The sequence below is a fragment of the Austwickia sp. TVS 96-490-7B genome (genome assembly GCF_019331795.1).
GTDB lineage: Bacteria > Actinomycetota > Actinomycetes > Actinomycetales > Dermatophilaceae > Austwickia.
The window spans coordinates 340,605-358,959 of sequence record NZ_JAHPZL010000008.1; the positions used below are offsets into that span (position 1 = coordinate 340,605).

Below are 18,355 nucleotides of genomic sequence, written 5' to 3' on the forward strand. Positions count from 1 at the left end.
CCCCAGAAACGGCAACGCCTCCGGCTCCCAGCCCCGCCCAGCTGGCAGGCCGACGTACCCCCGCCACTCCTGGAGTTCGCGCCTCCCAGTACGGTCGGGTCGCCGATGACGGCACCGTGTATGTGACCACCCCGGACGGTGAGAAGGAAGTGGGCTCCTACCCCGGCGCCACCCCCGAGGAAGCGCTCGCCTACTTCACTCGCAAGTACGACGATGCCGACGCTCAGGCGGACCTGCTCCTCCAGCGCATCTCACAGACCGAGATGTCAGCCAAGGAAGCCACAGACGGCCTCACCAAGCTTCGCGCCGTCACCACCGACCTCCGTGCTGTCGGTGACCTCGTTGCCCTGCATGCCAAAGTGGAGACCATCGCCACCGCGGTGGAAGCCCGCAAGACCATCGAAGCAGCCGAACGCGCCAAAGAACGCGAAGCCGCGACGGCGCGCCGTACCGAAATCGTCGAAGCGGCCGAACTCCTCGCAGGCCAACCCGAAGAGAAGATCCAGTGGAAAGCCAGTAGCGCCCAGATGCGTTCCCTGCTGGACGACTGGAAAGCCGCCCAACGGCAAGGACCCAAACTCGACCGAGAGACCGAGCAAGCCCTATGGCACCGACTCTCCTCGGCCCGTAACGGCTTCGACAAGATGCGCCGCGTGCATTTCGCACAGCTCGGCAGTGCCCAAGCCGCCGCAAAAGCAGCCAAAGAAGAACTCGTCGCAGAAGCCGAACGCCTCGCCACCAGCACCGAATGGGGTCCCACCGCTGGCGCTTTCAAACGGCTCATGGATCGGTGGCGCCACGCCGGACGGGCCTCCCGCACTGATGACGACGCCCTCTGGAGCCGTTTCAAAGCAGCCCAAGACGCCTTCTTCACCGCGAAGGATCACGTCGTCGCCGTCGAATCAGCCGAATTCGCCCAAAACCTCGTAGTCAAGGAAGAGCTCCTCACACAAGCTCAGGCATTGCTGCCCATCACCGACCTGACCGCCACCAAACAGGCACTGCGAGCAATCCAGGACAAATGGGATGTCGCCGGGAAGGTCCCCCGCGCCGACGTGGACCGCATCGAAAAAGCGATGCGCCGCGTCGAATCCGCCGTCCGGGACGCGGAAGACCGGCAGTGGCAGCGCACCAACCCTGAAGTCGCCGCGCGCGCCCAGAGCCTAGTCACCCAGCTCGAAGCCGCCTGCGAAGGGCTGCGCAAAGACCTCGCCAAAGCAGAAGCCAGCGGTGACAGCAGCCGCATCAGCAAAGCCAAAGAAGCACTCGAAGCCCGCGAAGCCTGGCTCGCCCAGGCCCGGAGCGGACTCGCTGAATTCGGCAACTGACACTGCCCTAGCCAGCTTGAAACGGGTCGGGCCGGGACGCTCATCGCGTTCCAGCCCGACCCGTTCGGTGTCTCTCCATCAGCTCATCGCGGCACTCGCGAGGGCACCACACCCAGATCAGGACGGACGAGTCCCATTGACTCTGGATACATCCAGCACCCCGTCGATGCGACGTACTGCCTTGATGACGTGATCCAAATGCCCCGGATCTCCCATCTCGAACGTGAATCGCAGACTGGCCATCCGGTCCCGAGATGCTTGCGCGGTCGCCGACAAAATATTCACGTGATGATCCGCCAGGATCCGAGCCACATCCGACAACAACCCATTACGGTCCAACGTCTCTACCTGGATCGCCACCAAGAACAGGCTCGACGCTGATGGTGACCACTCCACGTTGATCAACCGGTCAGGCTGACTTTGCAAGGTGGCGGCATTCGTGCAGTTGGTCCGGTGCACCGACACCCCACTGCCCCGGGTGACGAACCCCAAAATGGGATCACCTGGCACCGGCATACAACACCGCGCCAACTTGACCCACACATCGGAGGTGCCCACCACCACCACACCTGGGTCGGTGCGTTTCCGGGAGCGGTAGCGCCCAGGGACCGTCGCCTCCGCGAGGTCCTCGGTCGCGCCATCAGCGCCGCCGTGGACGGCCACCACTTTCTCCACGATGCTTTGCGCCGACAGATGGCCCTCGCCGACCGCGGCATACAAGCTGTCAATGTCGGGGAAACGCAGCTGCTGCACCACGTCGTGCATCGTTTCGGAGCTCATCAGTCGCTGCAGCGGCAAATTCTGCTTTCGCATCGCCTTGGCGATCGCGTCGCGCCCCTGTTCGATCGCCTCCTCCCGCCGCGATTTGCTGAACCACTGCCGAATCTTGTTGCGCGCCCGAGGGCTCTTCACAAACATCAACCAGTCACGGCTCGGACCGGCGCCATCTGCCTTGCTGGTCAACACCTCAACAATGTCGCCATTGTCGAGTGGGCTCTCTAGCGGCACCAAGCGGCCATTGACTCGCGCACCGATGCAGTGATGCCCCACCTCAGTGTGCACGGCGTAGGCAAAGTCGACGGATGTTGACCCCGACGGTAATGCCACCACACCCCCTTTAGGGGTGAAGACATAGACCTCACGTGTGTTGATCTCAAAGCGCAAAGACTCAAGGAACTCACCCGGATCGCTGGTGTCCCTCTGCCATTCCAGCAATTGCCGCAACCACGCCATATCCGTGGTGTCATCACGGCCGCCGTCACCCTTAGTGCCGTCTTCCTTATATTTCCAGTGGGCGGCAATACCATACTCGGCGCGTCGGTGCATCGTGTGGGTACGGATCTGAATCTCTACAGGCTTACCACCGGGGCCGAGCACTGTCGTATGTAATGACTGGTACATGTTGAACTTCGGCATCGCAATGTAGTCCTTGAAGCGCCCCGGCATGGGCGTCCAACGGGCATGCATCGCACCCAATGCGGCATAACAATCACGGACCGAATCGACCAAGACACGCACCGCAACAAGGTCGTAAATGTCTTCAAAATCACGACCTCGGACGATCATTTTTTGATACACCGAGTAGTAATGCTTGGGTCGCCCTGACACCACCGAACTGATCCGGGCAGCCTTTAAATCGTCAGCGACTTGCGCTTTGACCTGAGCAAGGTATTCATCGCGCGCTGGGGCCCGCTCGGCGACCAGCCTGACGATCTCTTCGTATACTTTGGGATAGAGCGTGGCGAAAGCCAGGTCTTCCAGCTCCCATTTAATGGTGTTCATGCCCAGCCGATGCGCCAGCGGGGCATAAATCTCTAAGGTCTCTTTGGCTTTTTTCTCCGCTGATGCCGATGAGACATAGCGCCAAGTCCGAGCATTATGTAGTCGATCGGCAAGTTTGATCACCAGGACTCGGATATCCCGGGCCATTGCCACGACCATTTTGCGGACTGTCTCAGCCTGAGCCGCCTCGCCGTACCGCACCTTTTCCAGTTTGGTGACGCCGTCGACCAGCATCGCGATCTCGTCACCAAAGTCACGGCGCAAGTCATCCAGAGAGTACGCCGTGTCCTCCACCGTGTCGTGCAGCAAAGCGGCTGCCAACGTTGGTGGGGTCATGCCCAATTCCGCCAGGATCAGCGTCACCGCCAACGGGTGAGTGATGTACGGGTCGCCGCTCTTGCGCATTTGCCCGTCGTGGGCACGCTCCGCGACCTCGTAAGCCCGCTCAATGATCGCGATATCCGCTCGCGGATGAGTCTGCCGAACGACACGCAGCAAAGGCTCCAACGCTGGGTTGGTGTGATGCCGCGGACCCCCGAAACGCGCCAGCCGAGCCCGGACACGCGATGAGGAAGACACCGGCGCTGCCGGAGGTGAAGCAGTGGGCATCACGCCCACCGGCCCGGGAGCCTCAGGATGAGACTGTGCAGGAATGGCCTGATTTGCAGGCTGATTCACCGAGGTTGCAGCTCGTGGCCCGCTCTGATCACCAGACACAGTCGAGCCCTGCCGTTCAGAGGAGGGCTCGACTGTGTCCATGATCTGATCATAGGCGGCATGGTCACAAGGTCAGCATTGAGCTCACGGTCCGACCTTCGAGGGCAGCGCGACCACCCAGCTCTGCCAACTCGATAACGACCTCAACGGCGACCACCTCACCGCCAGCCCGATCCACCAATTCGCACGCTGCAGCCGCCGTCCCACCAGTGGCGAGGACGTCGTCCATCACCAGCGCCCGGGGTTGGCCATGCAGTGCGTCGGTATGCATCTCGATCGTCGCCTGACCGTATTCCAGGTCGTAATCGACGGCATGCACCTGCCACGGCAATTTGCCAGCCTTACGGACCGGCACAAAACCCACCCCTAGGGCGCAGGCCACCGCAGGACCCAGGATGAAGCCGCGCGCCTCAATCCCGACCACCACGTCAATCCGATCGCGATATCGGGTCGCGATGTCGTCCACTACAGCTCGGAGCGCGGCACCTTCAGCGAGCAACGGCGTGAAGTCTCGGAATAACACTCCCGCCACCGGGAAATCCGGGATTTCACGCAGCTTAGAAGCCACCAACTCCGCCACGGAGCCAGCCTCGGGAGCTGGCCTTGCCGTGGTCATCGCTTCGACCTCGGCACCCGACGCGGCTGGTTCCTGGGACCACCGGACTGCAATGACGGGTGGATACGCCGACCGGTGACGGTCCGTGGCGCATCGTCGTCGTCATCATCGTCGTGGGGAATGACACGACCGGCAGCGCGAGCCGCCCGCTTGCGATCAGCGATCGTCGTACGACGTCCCGGTTCGCTGCTCTGCGCATCTGAGCCTGAGGCATCGTCACCCGGCGCCGCTGCCTCGTCAGCGACATCAAAACCGGTGGCGTTCGCGTGGACCTTCGCCCGCTGCCGACGCCGTTCCACCCGGTGTGCCAAGTCCTGCATGCTCGGCTCACGCTCCCGCAAGTGCGCAAGCAACGGAGTGGCAATGAAGATGGAGGAGTACGCCCCGACCGCGATACCCACAAACAACGCCAGCGACAGGTCAACCAAGGTGCCAGGCCCAATGGCCACAATGCCGATGACCAGGATCGCAGCGACAGGCAGCAGCGCCACCACGGTCGTATTGATTGACCGGACCAGCGTCTGATTGACCGCCAGGTTCGCAGCCTCTGAGTAGGTACGTCGGCCGCTGCCGATCGCTTCAGTGGTATTTTCCCGGACCTTGTCAAAGACGACCACTGTGTCGTAGAGGGAGTATCCGAGAATCGTCAAGAACCCGATCATCGATGCCGGAGTCACCTCAAAACCAGCCAGAGCATAAATACCGACCGTGATGAAAATGTCGTGGAACAGCGCCACCAGGGCGGACAACGCCATTTTCCAGGTGCGGAAATATATCGCTAAGACGGCGGACACCAACACGAGGAACCAGGCCAACGCCTGCAAGGCCTGCTTGCTCACCGAAGCACCCCAGGACGGGCCAATCACGCTGGTGGTGACCCGATCGTGAGGCACCCCGAAGGTTTGCGCCAGACTGTTGGCAACCGTGGTCGCTTTGTCGGCGTCCAACCGGCCGGTCTCCACCCGGACGTCAGAGTTGCCGACCTGGGTGACTTTGGCGCCCTCGACGCCACCGGTCTTGGCGACCGTCTCTCGAGCTTTGCTCTCGAAGTTATTCATCGCGTCGGCTGAGACTGACGCGACCCGGAAGTCCGAGCCCCCGGTGAATTCGATGCCCAGGTTGAGCTGACGAACACCCAACCCCGCGACAGCCAGGACAAACAGGACCAACGAGATCAGATACCAGGTCTTACGCCGACCGACGAAGTCGATCGAGCGCCGTCCGGTGTAGAGATCATTACCGAATGTGGCGATGTTCATGCCGTCGCTCCCTTGGCCTGACCGGCGCCGTCCCTCGTGGCTGCTGATGTCGACACCCGGCCGCGCCCGCGATAGCGGGGTACCGCGCCCAGGCGTTCCGGTGACAGACCGGACCAAGGGTGACCGCCGCCGAAGAACTTGGTGGTCACCAGCAAAGACAGCAGCGGGTGAGTGAACAGGAAGGTGACGACAATGTCTAGGATCGTCGTCCACATGAGCATGAACGCGAAGCCACGCACGTTGCTCGCAGCCAAGGCGTAGAGCACCGCCGCCGCGAGGAAGTTCACCGCGTCAGAAATCAAGATGGTGCGTTTTGCGCGGTCCCACCCGGTCTCTACCGCAGCGGTCAAGGCACGACCTTCACGGATCTCGTCGCGGACTCGCTCGAAGTAGACGATGAAGCTGTCCGCGGTGGTACCGATAGCGACGATCGCTCCGGTCACACCGGCCATAGTCAGGCGAAGGTTCTGGCTCCACCCGAAGAGGGTGATGGTCAGGTAGGTCAGCAAGGCGACCACCGCGATGGAGGCAACCGTGACGAAGCCCAGCGCGCGATATTGCACCATCGAATACATGATGACCAGGAGCAAGCCAATCGCACCAGCAATCAAACCCTTGGACAGCTGATCGCCACCAATTGTCGGGCTGATGCTCTGCAACTCCTGGGACTGGAAGGACATCGGCAACGCACCGAACTTCAACTGATCCGCAAGGAGCTTCGAAGAATCCGCATCAAAATTGCCGCTGATCTCGGCTGACCCATCCAGGATCGGAGAGGAGAAGTACGGCGCGGAAACTACCCGGTTGTCCAAGACGACAGCGAGCTGGTTCCGCGGGGCCTGCAAGCCCACCATGAGCTGGCTCACTCCGGCGTACACATCTGTGGCATGGCCGCTTTGCATCTTCAGGTGCACGACCCATTTGCCGGTCGTAGCGCCCTGCTGGGTGGTCTGCGGGCCGGAGCTGGCATCGGACAGGCTGTCACCCGTGAGGATCGATGGGCCGAGGACGTACTTTTCCGTCACTTTGTGGTCAGCTCGCGGGTCTGGGCTACCGCATACCACCAACGGTTTGGTGAGGTCTTCCTTCGTCGGATCGAAATCCTTCTGCGGGCAGGTCAACGAGATGACTTGCTGCTGCAGCTGGGGGCCGAGCCAACTCTGACTGGTGGCGTATTCGGCCAGACGCTTGGGGTCGTTCTTCAACGAGTCCGACCACTTAGGGGTCTCTCCGGGTGCCAACGGATTCGGCGGGGCGCTGCGGAAGGGGTTGCCCATTGAACTGGACGGTGCGGCCGGGGTGCTTGGGGCCGCCGGGGTGGCTGGAGCGCTCGTTCCCGCGCTGGTTGGGGCCGCCTTCGACGTTGCTGAGGCCGCAGGGGTGGTGGGATCTGCAGCAGGCGCCAGTGCAGCTTCTCCCTGGACCATTCCCTGGGGTATGACTCCGCGGGCAGCGCTGGTGGAAGCTGACGCAGATGGGGACGCGCTCGGCTTAGCGGACGCCGAGGCTGGCGACGAGGCTGCCGGAGCGCTCGACGACGCCGACCCGGACGGCTTTCCCGGCAACGAGGATGGGTTGCCAGCCGGAGGCTCTTTAGCGCCGGGCAGCGTTGCCGGGTTGCTCGGTTGGTTTCCCGCACCTTCTCCAGTCGGCAGGATGGCTAGCACCGGCCGGAACCGCATCTGGCTGGACTGCTCTAGCGCCTTCTGTTGTTCCTGGGTGATTTTGCCTGGAACGGTGACGACCACATTGTTGCCGAGGGTGCTCACCTCCGCCTCGGCGACACCTTGGCCGTCGACACGTTTACGGATGATGTCGACCGCTCGGGACAGCTCCTCGGCATTGACCTCCTGCCCCTGGCGTACCAGTGGTTGCAGGACCATCTGGGTCCCACCTTCGAGGTCCAGACCCAGCTTTGGAGTCAGCTGGGCCTCCCCCCAGGTGTGCACCGCACCGAGAAATCCGGTGAGGCCGAGCGTGATCACGAACATCGCAATCAACGTACGGATCGGCCTACGCCGATATGGGTTCTTCGCCATCGTGTGAGGTCCTCGCATCGCGCCAGGGTCGTGACCCTTCTCGGGGCCGCGCCGGACCCACGCTCCCCCGAGGGTTTGCGCAGGCACCCGAGCGAGTTTAGGTGACGTGCTCTGTTGCGCGCCAACACGCCCCGCCGAACAGCGACGTGAGATGTATCGCGTCGCGTCCGGGAACTGCCTTGAAAACCCATTCAGGACAAAGGTTCTCCGAGGGGCGACAGTGCCATTCTGTGCTGCACTACCATCCCTCTCCTCCCCGAATCAGAGGTCGAGCGTGGCCTCCGCTGCACCCCACGCTGTCGGCGGTGGCGTCAGCCCCAGATGAGCCCACGCCAGCCCTGCGGCGGCCCGACCGCGAGGGGTGCGCAGCATGTACCCCTCACGCACGAGATAGGGCTCGGCGACTGTTTCCACGGTGTCAGGCTCTTCTCCCACCGCAACAGCCAAGGTGGTCAACCCGACTGGTCCGCCACCAAACCGTCGGCATAACGCTTCTAGTACCGCGCGGTCGAGACGGTCCAGACCGCGCGGGTCAACATCAAACAACTCCAACGCCGCCATCGCCGCCTCATAGTCGACGACATCCCGCCCATGGACCTGAGCCCAGTCACGCACCCGGCGCAATAACCGGTTCGCGATCCGCGGTGTGCCCCGTGATCGACGCGCGATCTCCGAGATTCCGTCCTCATGCGCTGAGACACCCAGCAATGAGGCTGATCGACGAACGATACTCACCAGATCGTTGACATCGTAATAATCCAGATAACCGGTGAAACCGAAACGATCCCGCAAAGGCGCAGGCAACAATCCAGCTCTGGTGGTAGCTCCTACCACGGTGAAAGGCGGCAACTCCAACGGAATTGCCGTCGCACCTGGGCCCTTTCCGACGATGACGTCGACCCGAAAATCTTCCATCGCTAGATAGAGCATCTCTTCGGCCGGTCGACTCATCCGGTGGATCTCGTCAAGGAAGAGCACTTCGCCTTCAGTCAGGCTCGACAGGATCGACGCCAAATCTCCAGCGTGTTGGATCGCTGGGCCGCTGGTGATCCGGATCGGCGCTTCCAACTCTGCGGCGACAATCATCGCCAGGGTCGTCTTACCCAACCCTGGCGGGCCCGACAGCAACACGTGGTCCGGCGGAGAACCCCGACGCCGGGCAGCTTCTAAGACCAGCCCCAACTGGTCGCACACTCGGTCCTGACCGGCGACATCAGCCAGCCGTCTGGGACGCAAAGCGGCTTCGACCCGTTGTTCGTCGTCATCCGCCCCAACCACAGGGTCCACTACTCGCGCCGTCGCGTCGTACGACCCATCCGTCGTAGCCTCCGGCTCGGTCATCGGCCCAACTCCTGCAAAGCCGCGCGAAGGGCTTGCGGGACCGAGGATGGGGCATGTGGTGCTTGCGCGACTCGAGCCATCGCCCCTTCAGCTTGCTTTGTCGACCAGCCCAACCCCACCAGAGCTTGCAGCACCTGCTCTGACCAGTCCATCTGGTCGGACTCTGCCGCTATCTCGACTGTGCTACTGGACCTCGCCCACCCCGACACCTTGTCCCGAAGCTCCAGCACCAGTCGTTCGGCGCTCTTTTTGCCGATCCCTGGCACCTTCGTCAAGACCGCCACCTGACCGGTGGTGATCGCGGTGCACAGCACCTGAGGCGGATGTACTGCCAGCATGGCCAATGCCAGCCTGGGACCCACCCCTGAAACCGTCTGAACCACATCAAAGAGGTCGCGTTCGGTGGCGGTCGCAAAACCATACAACGTCAGCGAGTCCTCCCGGACCACCAACGACGTCGATAAGGTCGCTCCCGCCCCAAGAGCTAATCCCTCAGCGGTGCCGATCGTGGTCCGCACCGTCAATCCGACGCCACCCACCTCGATCACGACCTGGTCAAGACCCACAGAGGTGACGCGACCAGTCACAGAGGAGATCATCGAGCTACCTTCCTATTGACCCCACGGCGAGGCCCCGTCCCGCCTGACAGTGCAGGCCGATCTTGCTGTTGCGCCGCAACGGCAGCGGCCCAACGTTGTTGCGCGCCACCACGCCACATATGACACACCGCCAGTGCCAAAGCATCCGCTGCATCGGCAGGTCGGGGGCTCTGCGACAGCCGAAGGATGCGGGTGATCATCATGGTGACCTGAGCCTTATCCGCCCGGCCGTTGCCGGTCACGGCGGCCTTGACTTCGCTAGGCGTGTGCATCGCCACGGGCAGCCCCCGCCGGGCAGCTGCGATCAACGGGATAGCACTGGCCTGAGCTGTCCCCATGATGGTGGACACATCGTGGCGGGCAAAGACCCGTTCTACCGCGACAGCATCCGGCTGGTATCGATCGAACCATTCATCGATGTGCTCTGACACCGCCAACAACCGGCGCGCGATGGGCTCCTGTGCGGGGGTACGAATCACCCCGACGTCCACCATGGTCAATGACCGACCCAGCTCACCCTCGACCACACCGAGACCGCACCGGGTGAGCCCAGGATCAACTCCCAGCACCCGCATCAATCGGCCTCCTGTCGTCGCACATCTGTTCTAGCAACACCCTACCTGCGGCTCGGGTGCCGTCAGACAGCGCCGCGCCGCACCAGTGGGTCACCGGTGCGGCGCGGACACATGTCTCGACCCGAGCCCAACAGCTCAGAGCACGTCAACGCGGCGGAAACTCAGTCCTCGGCGTCGAGTTGGGCAGCGACCTCGTCGCTCACATCCCCGTTGACCCAGACGTTCTGCACGTCATCGCTGTCTTCAAGGGCATCAACCAGCCGCATCATCCGGCGAGCGCCGTCAACGTCCAGGGCCACCTCGACACTCGGCACGAACTCAGCTTCGGCGGAGTCGTAGTCGATTCCAGCGTCCTGGAGTGCAGTGCGTACTCCGACGAAGTCGGTTGCCTCAGACATGATCCGGAAGCTGTCACCGAAGTCTTCGACCTCTTCAGCGCCAGCGTCGAGGACGACCTCAAGCAGAGCATCTTCGGTCGTTTCCCCATCCTTTTGCGCTTTGGGCACCATGACGACGCCCTTGCGAGTGAACAGGTAAGACACCGAACCGGGGTCGGCCAGTGAGCCCCCGTTGCGGGTCAAGGCGACGCGCACCTCGGAGGCGGCACGGTTGCGGTTGTCGGTGAGGCACTCGATCAGGACCGCGACCCCACCAGGTGCGTAGCCTTCGTACGTGATGTTCTGGTACTCGGCGCCACCCGCTTCCGCGCCGGACCCACGCTTGACCGCGCGATCAATGTTGTCGTTGGGCACAGAGGCTTTCTTGGCCTTCTGAATCGCGTCGTACAGCGTCGGGTTACCAGCAGGGTCTCCCCCACCGGTCCGCGCTGCGACCTCAATGTTTTTGATCAACTTGGCGAAGAGCTTTCCCCGCTTGGCGTCGATCGCGGCCTTTTTGTGCTTGGTCGTCGCCCACTTGGAGTGGCCACTCATCGCTAGTCGTCTCCCTGTCGTTCCTTGTCAACCCCCGACGGCGGCTGACCCGGGGGAAACCTCGTCGATCTTACGCCGAGCGCACCATCTGCACGAAAGCTGCATGCACCCGGTCATCTCCACCCATCTCCGGGTGGAAAGACGTCGCGATCAAAGATCCTTGCCGAACGGCGACCACACGACCGGCGGCCGGACCGTGCTCAACGGTGGCGAGCGCTTGCGCTTGTGGTCCGACGGATTCCACCCATGGTGCGCGAATGAATACCGCCCGTAGGGGGCGTTCGGGCTCCACAATGCCCTCCACCTGGAGGTCGGTTTCGAAGCTGTCGACCTGGCGGCCGAAGGCGTTACGGCGCACGGTGACGTCCAGTCCGCCGAGGGTTTCCTGATCGGGGCGAGCATCGGCGATGCGGTCGGCCAGCATGATCATGCCCGCACAGGAGCCATACGCCGGCAATCCGTCGCGTAGCCGTTCCCGTAAGGGCTCTTGGAGGCCAAAAGCCCGTACGAGTTTATCCATGACGGTGGATTCACCGCCGGGGATGACGAGCGCGTCCACGGCGGTGAGTTCCTCAGGACGACGTACGGCGCAGGTGCGGGCGCCAACCCGCTCCAAGGCGTGGGCGTGCTCTCGGACGTCTCCTTGGACGGCCAGGACCCCGATTAGTGGTGTGCTCACGAGGGGGCACATTACTGCCCGCGGCGTGGAGTTGCGGAACCGTCCGAGGGCGCTCGCTACCGGGTGATGCTGGGCCGTCTGGGTGCGAGTGGGGTAGGGCCCAGGCGCCGGGATAGCCCGATGCGGGGTGAGCCTGGCTTGACCAGTCCCACCCCGCAGTCAGCGTGATCTCATTGTCGGCGATCGATCAGAAGCTGATCTCCGAGGCGTTCTGCAGCGCCGGGTTGCTGGCCTTCTTCTTCGCCACGAACGGCCAGGCGACGGCGAGGACAGCGATGAAGCCTCCGGCAGCTGCGAGGACGTACAGGTTGAAGTTGTTGGCGCCGGGGTCGGCGATCATGATCAGGATGATCCCGACGAGGGCGATGATGCCCATCCAGGAGGTGTACGGCGCGCCGGGCATGGGGAATGAGGTCGGCGCTGCCTGGCCGGCGTTGATGCGTTTCCGCAGGGCGATCTGGCAGGCAAAGATGGTGCCCCAGGTCCACACGATGCCGACGGCAGCGGTCTCCACTGCGATCTCGAAGGCATGCGCGGGCATCACAATGTTGAGGACGACGCCGAGGCAGTACACCGATGCGGTGAACAGGATGCCGCCGGCAGGGACACCGTTCTTGTTCATGTATCCGGTAAACCGGGGGGCTTCACCAGCGAAAGCCAGTGATCGCAGGATGCGCCCGGTGGAGTACAGGCCGGAGTTGCAGGATGACAGGGCGGCGGTGATGACGATGAGGTTCATCAGGTCGCCCATCCAGCTGTACCCCATGGCACCGAAGGCGGTCACGAAGGGTGACTCAGTGCCCTTGTACATGTTGTAAGGCAGCAGGCAGGCCAGCAGGAACACCGATCCGACGTAGAAGAACGCGATCCGGTAGATCACGGCGCGCACTGCCTTGGGGATGACCTTCTCGGCGTCCTGGGTTTCGCCGGCGGCGGTGCCGACGAGCTCGATGGTCGCGTAAGCAAAGATGACACCCTGCATGACCAGCACGAAGGCGAGCATGTCGCCGTTGGGGAAGAAACCGTCGGGTGAGGTCAGGTTGTGCAAGCCAGCCTGGTGTCCGCCGATGTTGGCCTGGGTGAGGACCAGGAAGGTGGCCACCAGGATGAAGGTGACCAGTGCAGCGACTTTGAGGAGCGCTGCCCAGAACTCAAGCTCTCCGAAGGCTTTGGCGCTGAGCAGGTTGATGACCAGCACCACGGCGAGCGCGATGAGGGCGGTGATCCACTGGGGCATGCTGGTCCAGCGGGAGAAGTAGGTGGCGATAGCGGTGATCTCGGCGATGCCAGAGGTCATCCAGTTGAGCATGTACATCCAGCCGGCGAAATAGGCCCAGCGGTCGCCGAAGAATTCGCGAGCGTAGGAGACGAATGAGCCCGAGGAGCGGCGGTGCATGACGAGCTCGCCGAGGGCTCGCATCAGGAAGAACGCGATGACGCCGCAGAAGGCGTAGGACAGGATCAGCGAGGGGCCAGCGATGGCCAGTCGTTTGCCCGCACCGAGGAAGAGGCCCACACCGATGGCGCCGCCGATGGCGATCATCTGGACCTGTCGGGCAGTGAGGGTCTTGTGGTAACCGGAGTCACCGGAGTCGTGCATCGTCAGGTTTTCCTGCGAGGGACGCTCTGAGTCTTCGCCGGGGCGTGTGGGAGGTGTTCCTTCCCCGGTGCCGATGGATGTCATGGGAGAACCTTGCGCTGTGGTCGAGTGGTCGTGCGACAGCTTCCCCGAAATTGGGATGGGGAACCTGGACGTTGGTCCCGTTGTGCGTGCAGTGGGACGTCTCGGCCGGGTTGTGTCACAGGCCGAGACGTCCTGCGATGGTTGATCGTTGCTGGATCAGCCACCGTGTGTGAGATATGTCACCATCCACGCTCAGCGAGGCGGTGCGGCTGCGGAATCTCATCCACGTTGATGCCGACCATGGCCTCGCCCAAGCCACGAGAGACCTCAGCGATGACCTTGGGGTCGTCGTAGAAGGTGGTGGCTTTCACGATGGCAGCTGCTCGTTGGGCCGGGTTGCCGGACTTGAAAATACCCGAGCCCACGAAGACACCCTCCGCGCCGAGCTGCATCATCATGGCGGCGTCGGCCGGGGTGGCGATCCCGCCAGCGGTGAACAACACGACCGGCAGCTTGCCGGTCTGAGCGACCTCTTTGACCAGTTCGTACGGCGCTTGAAGCTCCTTCGCGGCGACGTACAGCTCGTCCTCGGCCATGTTTTGCAAGCGGCGAATTTCCTTGCGCATCGCTCGCATGTGGGTGGTCGCGTTGGAGACATCACCGGTGCCGGCCTCACCCTTTGACCGGATCATCGCGGCACCCTCGGTGATCCGACGCAATGCCTCCCCCAGGTTGGTTGACCCACAGACGAAAGGCACAGTGAAGGCCCATTTGTCGATGTGGTTTTCGTAATCAGCCGGGGTCAGCACCTCAGACTCGTCGATGTAGTCGACGCCGAGGCTCTGCAACACCTGGGCCTCAACGAAATGTCCAATCCTGGCTTTAGCCATCACCGGGATGGAGACAGCCTCAATGATCCCGGCGATCATGTCTGGGTCACTCATCCGGGACACGCCGCCTTGGGCACGAATATCGGCGGGAACCCGCTCCAAAGCCATGACGGCCACCGCACCGGCATCTTCGGCGATCTTCGCCTGCTCCGGTGTGACGACGTCCATGATGACGCCGCCCTTCAACATCTCGGCCATGCCACGCTTCACGCGGGACGTTCCGGTGGTAGGGGTGTGGTCGGACACCTTGATCGCCTTTCTGCTGCTGGCCGGATCGTCACGGATCGGCCGATCCTCCCCGGGCGATGGCATCGCCTCGGCAGGCCCCCTTGGGCCGGGCCCGCCAGTTCCACACCGGCAGGGCACCGTTGCCGAAGCCTAGTCGTAGTCTGCATCTGCCCGCCTCGACATCCGAGATCTCGGCCTGCGAAGGTCAGCCTCCGGCGCCGGGATCGTCGTCAAACTCCACCGTCCGAGGCACGTCCGTGTGCCCCGCCAGATGAAAGGCTCGTACCAGCACGTTACGTCGAAGGCGTTGCACGTCGATCACCGCGTCGTTGTGGAACCGGCGTGCCAGGATGACCCGCTGACCGGATGACACCAGCCGCTGGGCCACAGCTCGCCCGACGGCCTGGTCACTGTCTTCCGTGCCCGTGCCGTCCTCTGGTGGGCCAGCCCACGCGGCGAGCACCCCTTCGCCGTCTGGTGTGCGGTCGCCCTCGTCGTCGCGATACAGGACCAGACGAATCGCCTGGGTGAGGTCGCTCTCGATCGCTTCTCGGGCCGTTTGATCCGCCTCACCACCCTCGACCGAGTCGGTGGCGGCACCAGCCAGGATCAGCGCGCCTGCCGGGTCGACCACCCCACTGTTGGCGACCTCCAGGACCGCCTCAGCTCGTCGTACCAATTGCGCATCCAATGCCGCATAGGTGCCTTCAACGCGAGTGTGTAACCGGTGCAATCGAGCTGCGGTGTAGGTCAGGTACCAGGCGAAAGCCAGCAGCACCGTCACCACGAGGGTGACCAGTTCTACCACGCTCACCGCACACCTCCGTTCTCAGAACGGCGTAACAGCATCCGAGGGGAAAACACCTCGCGATCAGCGACAGCGGAAGTCCCCTCAATCACCGTCTCGTAGACAGCAAGCACATCCGCCGCCACGGTCGCCCAGTCATACCGGCGCACATAACTCCGCCCAGACTTGCGCAGCGACTCGCGTCCCGAAGTGTCACACAGCACGTCGCCCAATACCCGTGCCAGATCGGCTGGATCACCGCTGCGGAACAACCGCCCCGCCCGCCCCGAATCCAACACCCGATGGAACGCACCGAGATCGCTGGCAACAACCGGCGCCCCAGCTGCCAGCGCCTCCACCAACACGATCCCGAAGCTTTCGCCACCCAGGTGCGGCGCCACATAGGCGTCCACCGAAGTCAGCAACGACGCTTTCTGTGCATCGTCGATCCCACCGAGGAACTCCACGTGGCTCCGCACCGACGCTGGGACGCGACCGTGCGCGGCCGTCACGTCGCCGTACCCAGCGACCAGCACTCGAACCCCCGGGTGACGAGCCACCACAGCAGGTAACGCCTCCAACAGCAGCGGTAACCCCTTGCGAGGTTCGTCGATCCGCCCTAGGAAGGCCACGGTCGGGGCATGCGGTGACCCCTGCCATTGCGGTGCGGGAGGCGCCGACGCAAATCGGTCCACGAACACGCCGTTGGGGATGACCACGGCATCGCCACCGACGTGGGTGATGACGGTCTCCCGTGCCGCCTCCGACACCGCGATTCGGCCGTGGATCTTCTCAAACGCCCCTCGCACCATCGGGTACGCCGCCTGCATCGCCCTGCTGCGGACATAACTGGTGTGGAAAGTCGCCACCGTGGGGGCCTCCACCGCCCACAACGCGAGAATCGACAAACTTGGTGCAATCGGTTCGTGGATGTGCACCACGTCAAAACGTCCCTGCTCCAACCACCGCGATACCTTCGCCGCAGCTCTCGGGCCGAAAGCTAGCCGTGCCACCGACCCGTTATACGGAATCGGCACGGCCCGTCCGGTGCCGATCACGTACGACGGCAACGGAGTGTCCTCCTCCGCCGGAGCCAAGACCTCCACGTTATGTCCGACACCAATGAGGTGCTCCGCGAGGTCCCGCACGTGGAACTGCACGCCCCCCGGGACATCGAAACTGTATGGACACACAATCCCGACCCGCATCACATCACCTCGTCGGGGACCGGTCCGGTCTGGTCGCCCGGCCCTGTTGCGCCGCGGGGGATCCCATCCCGACCTCCCAGCACCGCCTCACCGGTGAACACCTGCTGCATCATGTGCCAGTCTGCCGTGTGCTCCCGCACCACCGCCGAGAACACCGACGCGCACTCCTGCGTCATCACAGCCACCCGGTCCCGGGTTGATCCCGCCCCTGGATCGGTGACCTCGTCGTGGAAAGTCACTACCGCGCGCCATCCGGAAGGAACCACCGCGACCGGCACCGGTTCGTAATGCACCGACACCGGATACAACCTGGCCCCAGAAGCCACAGCTACCGCTGCCGGTCCAGCGGCCATCCGTGCTGGACGGTCGCAAAAGGTCACTGGGACTCCCCGTTCGGACAGGTCTCGGTCCGCCAGCAACGGAATCAACCGCCCACCGGCGCGGGCCGCCTCCACGAGCAACGGAAACGGTGCAGGCCCGCCGGTCAATGGGACAATATGCATACCCAATCTGGTGCGGAACGAGAGAAATTCCTCGAACAGTTCCTCCGGGCGCAACCGCTCTGCGACGGTGGTGACGGGAGCGAACGACGACCCAGACCACGCTCCCGCCAGATCCCAGTTGCCCATATGCGCCAAAAATGCCACCACCGAACGACCTTGTTGCAGCTCAGCTTCCGCCGTTGAGGTCCCCACAGCACGGACCGAGGCCCGCACCTGCTCCACCGTGAACTCCGGCAACCGGAAGGCTTCGCACCAATACCTCAAGTACGAACGCATCCCGGCACGCACCACTGACTCCAACTCCGGGGACGACATCAATGGGTGCACCATCGCGTAGTTGGCCCGTAATCGGCGTACATCCTGGACATCCCGGGCGTAAGCGGCGTCAGCAATCGTGTCAAAAAGCCGGTACGCCGTACGAGATGGCAACCGGCGCACCGCCGACCATCCCCCCCGGAAAGCCCACAACGAGGCCCGCTCAGCCCACCTCACGAGGCCGCAACGATATGCGCCCGCACAGCAGCCATCCGCTGCAGCACCGTGATGGCGCTAGCTACCGCCAAGATTCCCAAGGTGACGGTGAGCACCATGTCTGGCAGATCAAACAAGCCAGTCAGGCCAGTCGCGACCAAGGCAACCACCAACCGGTCAGCGCGCTCGGCGATCCCGACATTCGCTGCGGACACCCCCAAGCCTTCTGCGCGGGCGCGCGCATAACTGGTCACAAAACCAAACACGAGGCAGGCCAACGCAAACCAGGCGGTCAACATCCCGTCCGGCCGAGCCGCGAAGCACAACAGCAACCCACCAAACACCGCGCCGTCACCGACCCGATCCAAGGTGGAATCCAGGAAGGCTCCCCACGTGCTAGCCCGCCCAGACAGCCGAGCCATTGTGCCGTCCAACGTGTCAGAGAACACGAACACCACAATCGCCAACGTGCCCGCTAGGAACTGGTGTCGGGGGAAGAAAACCAACGCCCCCAAGCAGACACCGATGGTGCCGATGATGGTGACCGCATCCGGGGTCAGCCCACACTTCAGGGCCAGCCGGGCAACAGGAGTGAGCAGTCGGGTGATGAAGGCGCGAGCGAATCGGTTCAACATGGTGCCCCCAGACTACTGATCACCAGCGTCCCGGACGCCCGAGCCACACCCCAACCTGCCCGCCCACCCCCGACTTCCATGCGACACGCCGACGCGCGTGGCACGGGATGTGACCTGTCAATCAGACCTTTTCCCGCCGAAG

At 63.3% G+C, this 18,355-nt stretch carries 16 protein-coding genes; 1 reads left to right on the forward strand and 15 read right to left on the reverse strand.

The window, feature by feature from the left end; translation table 11 throughout:
- Positions 1–1,328: DUF349 domain-containing protein (locus tag KEM60_RS12130; RefSeq protein ID WP_370626363.1), on the forward strand; the 1,328-nt coding region annotated here is incomplete at its 5' end.
- Positions 1,329–1,445: 117 nt separating this feature from the next.
- Here KEM60_RS12130 and KEM60_RS12135 read toward each other — a convergent pair.
- The 15 genes from KEM60_RS12135 to pgsA form a co-directional block, all read right to left on the reverse strand.
- Positions 1,446–3,719 carry a bifunctional (p)ppGpp synthetase/guanosine-3',5'-bis(diphosphate) 3'-pyrophosphohydrolase gene (locus tag KEM60_RS12135; RefSeq protein ID WP_219107864.1) on the reverse strand — a complete coding sequence of 758 codons (2,274 nt, stop codon included), beginning with the start codon at positions 3,717–3,719 and terminating at the stop codon, positions 1,446–1,448.
- A 172-nt stretch (positions 3,720–3,891) separates the two neighbouring features.
- Positions 3,892–4,443 (reverse strand): adenine phosphoribosyltransferase, encoded by a 552-nt coding sequence (locus tag KEM60_RS12140; protein WP_219107865.1) that lies wholly within the window; start codon positions 4,441–4,443, stop codon positions 3,892–3,894.
- Positions 4,440–5,702 (reverse strand): protein translocase subunit SecF, encoded by a 1,263-nt coding sequence (gene secF, locus KEM60_RS12145; protein ID WP_219107866.1) that lies wholly within the window; start codon positions 5,700–5,702, stop codon positions 4,440–4,442. Before secF ends, KEM60_RS12140 begins: the two co-directional genes overlap by 4 nt.
- Positions 5,699–7,741: a protein translocase subunit SecD gene (gene secD, locus KEM60_RS12150; protein WP_255574566.1), complete on the reverse strand. Its 2,043-nt coding sequence runs from the start codon at positions 7,739–7,741 to the stop codon at positions 5,699–5,701. Before secD ends, secF begins: the two co-directional genes overlap by 4 nt.
- Positions 7,742–8,002: 261 nt before the next feature.
- Positions 8,003–9,082 (reverse strand): Holliday junction branch migration DNA helicase RuvB, encoded by a 1,080-nt coding sequence (ruvB, locus tag KEM60_RS12155; protein WP_219107867.1) that lies wholly within the window; start codon positions 9,080–9,082, stop codon positions 8,003–8,005.
- On the reverse strand, positions 9,079–9,681 hold the full coding sequence (gene ruvA / locus KEM60_RS12160; RefSeq protein ID WP_219107868.1) for a Holliday junction branch migration protein RuvA: 603 nt from the start codon (positions 9,679–9,681) through the stop codon (positions 9,079–9,081). Before ruvA ends, ruvB begins: the two co-directional genes overlap by 4 nt.
- Positions 9,678–10,256, reverse strand: coding sequence for a crossover junction endodeoxyribonuclease RuvC (gene ruvC, locus KEM60_RS12165; RefSeq protein ID WP_219107869.1), 579 nt, complete (start codon positions 10,254–10,256; stop codon positions 9,678–9,680). The genes ruvA and ruvC overlap by 4 nt, the downstream gene beginning before the upstream one ends.
- A gap of 161 nt (positions 10,257–10,417) precedes the next feature.
- Positions 10,418–11,188: a YebC/PmpR family DNA-binding transcriptional regulator gene (locus tag KEM60_RS12170; RefSeq protein ID WP_219107870.1), complete on the reverse strand. Its 771-nt coding sequence runs from the start codon at positions 11,186–11,188 to the stop codon at positions 10,418–10,420.
- A gap of 70 nt (positions 11,189–11,258) precedes the next feature.
- On the reverse strand, positions 11,259–11,879 hold the full coding sequence (pdxT, locus tag KEM60_RS12175; RefSeq protein ID WP_219107871.1) for a pyridoxal 5'-phosphate synthase glutaminase subunit PdxT: 621 nt from the start codon (positions 11,877–11,879) through the stop codon (positions 11,259–11,261).
- Positions 11,880–12,054: 175 nt separating this feature from the next.
- Positions 12,055–13,551, reverse strand: a complete 1,497-nt coding sequence (locus KEM60_RS12180) for an amino acid permease (protein ID WP_219107872.1) — start codon at positions 13,549–13,551, stop codon at positions 12,055–12,057.
- Positions 13,552–13,730: 179 nt separating this feature from the next.
- Positions 13,731–14,627, reverse strand: coding sequence for a pyridoxal 5'-phosphate synthase lyase subunit PdxS (gene pdxS, locus KEM60_RS12185; protein WP_219107873.1), 897 nt, complete (start codon positions 14,625–14,627; stop codon positions 13,731–13,733).
- A 187-nt stretch (positions 14,628–14,814) separates the two neighbouring features.
- On the reverse strand, positions 14,815–15,423 hold the full coding sequence (locus tag KEM60_RS12190) for a hypothetical protein (protein ID WP_219107874.1): 609 nt from the start codon (positions 15,421–15,423) through the stop codon (positions 14,815–14,817).
- A complete protein-coding gene (locus KEM60_RS12195; RefSeq protein ID WP_219107875.1) occupies positions 15,420–16,604 on the reverse strand; it encodes a glycosyltransferase family 4 protein in 1,185 nt (394 codons plus the stop codon). Before KEM60_RS12195 ends, KEM60_RS12190 begins: the two co-directional genes overlap by 4 nt.
- The gene (locus tag KEM60_RS12200; protein WP_219107876.1) at positions 16,604–17,599 is read right to left on the reverse strand and encodes a phosphatidylinositol mannoside acyltransferase; all 996 of its coding nucleotides are present in this window, start codon (positions 17,597–17,599) and stop codon (positions 16,604–16,606) included. Before KEM60_RS12200 ends, KEM60_RS12195 begins: the two co-directional genes overlap by 1 nt.
- Positions 17,596–18,213, reverse strand: a complete 618-nt coding sequence (pgsA, locus tag KEM60_RS12205; protein ID WP_219107877.1) for a phosphatidylinositol phosphate synthase — start codon at positions 18,211–18,213, stop codon at positions 17,596–17,598. Before pgsA ends, KEM60_RS12200 begins: the two co-directional genes overlap by 4 nt.
- Positions 18,214–18,355: the final 142 nt, after the last annotated feature.

What these genes read in the sequence shown, in the direction of transcription:
- KEM60_RS12135 (WP_219107864.1), bottom strand. Translation starts at nt 3,719, where the DNA reads ATGCCCACTGCTTCACCTCCGGCAGCGCCGGTGTCTTCCTCATCGCGT.
- KEM60_RS12140 (WP_219107865.1), bottom strand. Translation starts at nt 4,443, where the DNA reads ATGACCACGGCAAGGCCAGCTCCCGAGGCTGGCTCCGTGGCGGAGTTG.
- secF (WP_219107866.1), bottom strand. Translation starts at nt 5,702, where the DNA reads ATGAACATCGCCACATTCGGTAATGATCTCTACACCGGACGGCGCTCG.
- secD (WP_255574566.1), bottom strand. Translation starts at nt 7,741, where the DNA reads ATGGCGAAGAACCCATATCGGCGTAGGCCGATCCGTACGTTGATTGCG.
- ruvB (WP_219107867.1), bottom strand. Translation starts at nt 9,082, where the DNA reads ATGACCGAGCCGGAGGCTACGACGGATGGGTCGTACGACGCGACGGCG.
- ruvA (WP_219107868.1), bottom strand. Translation starts at nt 9,681, where the DNA reads ATGATCTCCTCTGTGACTGGTCGCGTCACCTCTGTGGGTCTTGACCAG.
- ruvC (WP_219107869.1), bottom strand. Translation starts at nt 10,256, where the DNA reads ATGCGGGTGCTGGGAGTTGATCCTGGGCTCACCCGGTGCGGTCTCGGT.
- KEM60_RS12170 (WP_219107870.1), bottom strand. Translation starts at nt 11,188, where the DNA reads ATGAGTGGCCACTCCAAGTGGGCGACGACCAAGCACAAAAAGGCCGCG.
- pdxT (WP_219107871.1), bottom strand. Translation starts at nt 11,879, where the DNA reads ATGTGCCCCCTCGTGAGCACACCACTAATCGGGGTCCTGGCCGTCCAA.
- KEM60_RS12180 (WP_219107872.1), bottom strand. Translation starts at nt 13,551, where the DNA reads ATGACATCCATCGGCACCGGGGAAGGAACACCTCCCACACGCCCCGGC.
- KEM60_RS12195 (WP_219107875.1), bottom strand. Translation starts at nt 16,604, where the DNA reads ATGCGGGTCGGGATTGTGTGTCCATACAGTTTCGATGTCCCGGGGGGC.
- pgsA (WP_219107877.1), bottom strand. Translation starts at nt 18,213, where the DNA reads ATGTTGAACCGATTCGCTCGCGCCTTCATCACCCGACTGCTCACTCCT.